Source organism: Phenylobacterium sp. (assembly GCF_025934275.1).
Lineage (GTDB): Bacteria > Pseudomonadota > Alphaproteobacteria > Caulobacterales > Caulobacteraceae > Phenylobacterium.
Genome location: NZ_JAICYI010000106.1, coordinates 1 through 2936, shown reverse-complemented (window position 1 = coordinate 2936; position 2936 = coordinate 1). Strand labels below are relative to the sequence as shown.

General features: G+C 71.9%; 3 protein-coding genes and 1 pseudogene. 3 read left to right on the top strand and 1 reads right to left on the bottom strand.

Going from position 1 to position 2936, the window contains the following annotated elements; translation table 11 throughout:
• Both Q0W60_RS17345 and Q0W60_RS17340 read left to right on the top strand, forming a co-directional pair.
• A partial coding sequence (locus tag Q0W60_RS17345; RefSeq protein ID WP_297697331.1) for a TCP-1/cpn60 chaperonin family protein occupies positions 1-585 on the top strand: 585 nt, incomplete at its 5' end.
• 199 nt (positions 586-784) lie between these two features.
• Positions 785-1981 carry a CaiB/BaiF CoA-transferase family protein gene (locus Q0W60_RS17340; protein ID WP_297697330.1) on the top strand — a complete coding sequence of 399 codons (1197 nt, stop codon included), beginning with the start codon at positions 785-787 and terminating at the stop codon, positions 1979-1981.
• Here the strand turns inward: Q0W60_RS17340 and Q0W60_RS17335 are convergent.
• On the bottom strand, positions 1978-2334 hold the full coding sequence (locus Q0W60_RS17335; protein ID WP_297697329.1) for a phage holin family protein: 357 nt from the start codon (positions 2332-2334) through the stop codon (positions 1978-1980). The two genes, Q0W60_RS17340 and Q0W60_RS17335, sit on opposite strands and share 4 nt — an antisense overlap.
• Before the next feature lie 156 nt (positions 2335-2490).
• Here Q0W60_RS17335 and Q0W60_RS17330 point away from each other — a divergent pair.
• Positions 2491-2936, top strand: a pseudogene (locus Q0W60_RS17330) (hypothetical protein); the annotation flags it as partial.

Here is a 2936-nt window from a genome sequence, read left to right as displayed (position 1 = left end):
GAACACACCACCACCGACGAAGACCGCGAGAAGCTGCAAGAGCGTCTCGCCAAGCTGTCCTGCGGCGTTGCGGTGATCCGCTTCGGCGGCTCGACCGAAGTCGAGGTGAAGGAAAAGAAGGACCGCGTCGACGACGCCCTCAACGCCACCCGCGCGGCGGTCGAGGAAGGCATCGTGCCGGGCGGCGGCGTCGCCCTCTTGAAGGCTTCCAAGGTGCTGGACGGCTTCAAGGGCGACAACGACGACCAGGAGGCCGGCGTCGCCATCGTGCGCCGCGCCCTGCAGGCGCCGATCCGCCAGATCGCCGAGAACGCCGGCGTGGAAGGCTCGATCGTGGTCGGCAAGGTGCTCGAGAACACCTCGGCGACCTTCGGCTTCGACGCCCAGTCGGAAGAGTACGTCGACCTGGTGCAGGCCGGCGTGATCGACCCGGCGAAGGTGGTCCGCACGGCTCTGCAGGACGCCGCTTCGGTGGCCGGCCTGATGATCACGACGGAAGCCGCCATCGTCGAGGCGCCGAAGAAGAACACCGGCGGCGGCGGCCCGGGCGGCATGCCCGGCGGCATGGGCGACATGGACTTCTAAGCGTCCAAACGACCAATCTCGGTGGAAGGGCGGGGCCTCGGCTCCGCCCTTTTCTTTTGGCCTCGCCCCGAGCGCGGCTCGGCGAGTCCGCATCGCGCGGTGCGCCCCCAGGGCCCCTCCGCTCGCCGCCGCAGCGCCGCGCGGCTGGACGCTTCGCGCGCCCTCCCCCTATAGGTCCGGAAAACACGAGGTGACGCCGATGCTGCTGTCGGACCTGAAGGTCGTGGAGTGGTCCACCTGGGTGGCGGGGCCGGGCTCGGCGGCGTTGATGGCCGACTGGGGCGCGAGCGTGATCAAGGTCGAGTCCGCGGCCGGCGACGCCACCCGCGCCTTCTTCCCCGACACCGCCGAGAGCCCCGGCAATCCGGTGTTCACCATGGAGAACCGCGGCAAGCGCGGCATCGTGCTGGACACCGGCAAGCCCGAGGGGCGCGCAGCCATGCTGGCGCTGATGCGACAGGCCGACGTCTTCATCACCAACGTCCGGCCGGGCTCGCTGAAGCGGGCCGGCCTCGACTACGACAGCGTCAAGGGCGAATGCCCGCAGCTGATCTACGCCAACGTCACGGGCTACGGCCTGACCGGCGAGATGGCCGATCAGGCGGCGTTCGACATCACCGCCTTCTGGGCCAGGAGCGGCGTGGCGCGCTCGATGATCCCGCCGGACCAGGAGCCGTTCCCGAGCCGGCCCGGGTTCGGCGACCACTTCACGGCGCTGGCCACGCTGTCGGGCGTGCTGGCGGCGGCGCACGAGCGCGCGCGCACCGGCCAGGGCCGGCAGGTGGAGACCGCGCTGATGCGGGTCGGCGCCTATGCGGTCGGCTGGGACCTGTCGCTCTTGCTCCGCTACGGCGACGTCACCACCGCCCAGCCCAAGCGCGACCGGATGGTCGCCTTCTCCGGCTTCTTCCACACCGCCGACGACCGCTGGTTCGTGGTGGTGGTGAAGAGCCCCAACGACTATCCGAACGTGATGCGGGCGATCGGCAAGGCGGAGATGCTGGAGGATCCGCGCTACCGGCCGCCCTATGCGGACATCGAGCATGTGCGCACCGTGCGCGGCGCGCTGGACGCGGCGTTCGGGGCGATGACCCTGGACGAGGCTTCCGCGCTGCTGAAAGCGGCGGACATCGCCTTCGCGCCGATGGATTCCCTGCACGACCTGGAGATGAACCCGCAGGCGCACGAGGCGGGCGTGTTCGTCGAGACGCCAGACGGCTGGGGCGGATCGTTCTGGGGCCCGGCCTCGCCGGTGCGCTTCCCGGGCGTCGAGACCGCGCCCAGGGGCCCCGCCCCCAAGCTCGGCCAGCATACCCGCGAGGTGCTGCTCGAACTGGGCTATGACGCGCCGACGGTGGAGGCGATGCTCGCGGCCGGCGCGGCCCTGCAGCGCTAGACCCGGCGGCCTTCGCGCACCACCAGGTGGCCGATCCAGCTGGTGATGCCGGTGATCACCGCGGCGATGACGCCGGCGGCGAAGCCCCGCACCTGGAAGCCGTGCAGGAAGGCCGAGACCAGGAGGATCATCCCGGCGTTCACCACCAACAGGAACAGGCCCAGCGTCACGATCGTCAGCGGCAGTGTGAGCAGCACGATGATCGGACGGATGAAGGCGTTGACCAGGCCCAGCAGCACGGCGGCGATCAGCAGGGTCTCCAGGCTGTTCGCGCGCACGCCGGGCGTCAGCTTGGTCGCGATCCACAGGCCAAGCGCGGCGAACAGCGCGCGGACGATGAACCTGGCGAGCATGGCGTGCCTCCCGAGCCGACGCGGCGATTAGAGCCTGTCCGGCGGCCGCTGCAAAGCCACGCCTGCGCGCGCCGTTTCGCCGCCGAGACGCGAGCGGCGCATTTCAGCCGCAAGCCGTGGCCAAGCTGGCTCCGCTGACAAGGGAGGGCCGGGCCGATGTGGCGGCCGATCGTGGCGGGCGCGCTGATGCTGGCGCTGGCGGCTTGCGCCTCGGAACCGCGCCGGGCGTATCGCGGCCATCGCGGCGGCCCCGCGGGCGCCGAGGCCCGGCTGCGGCGCGGCCTGTTCGTCAGCCCGTCCGGCGAGCCGTTCCGAGGGGCCGACGGCCTGGGCGCGTGGTTCGCCGGGGCCGACGCCGACCACGACGGGAGCCTGACGGCCGGCGAGTTCCAGGCCGATGCGGAGCGCTTCTTCCGACGCCTCGACGTCAACGGCGACGGCGTGATCGACGGCTTCGAGATGCAGGCTTACGAGCAGTCCGTCGCGCCGGAGATCGCGGCCCTCGAGTTCGACCGCGGCGCGGGCTCTGGCCAACCGGCCGGCGAGCGGCGCGGCGGCGGGATGGGCGGACGTGGCGGCCGGCGCGGCGGCGGCATGGCCGG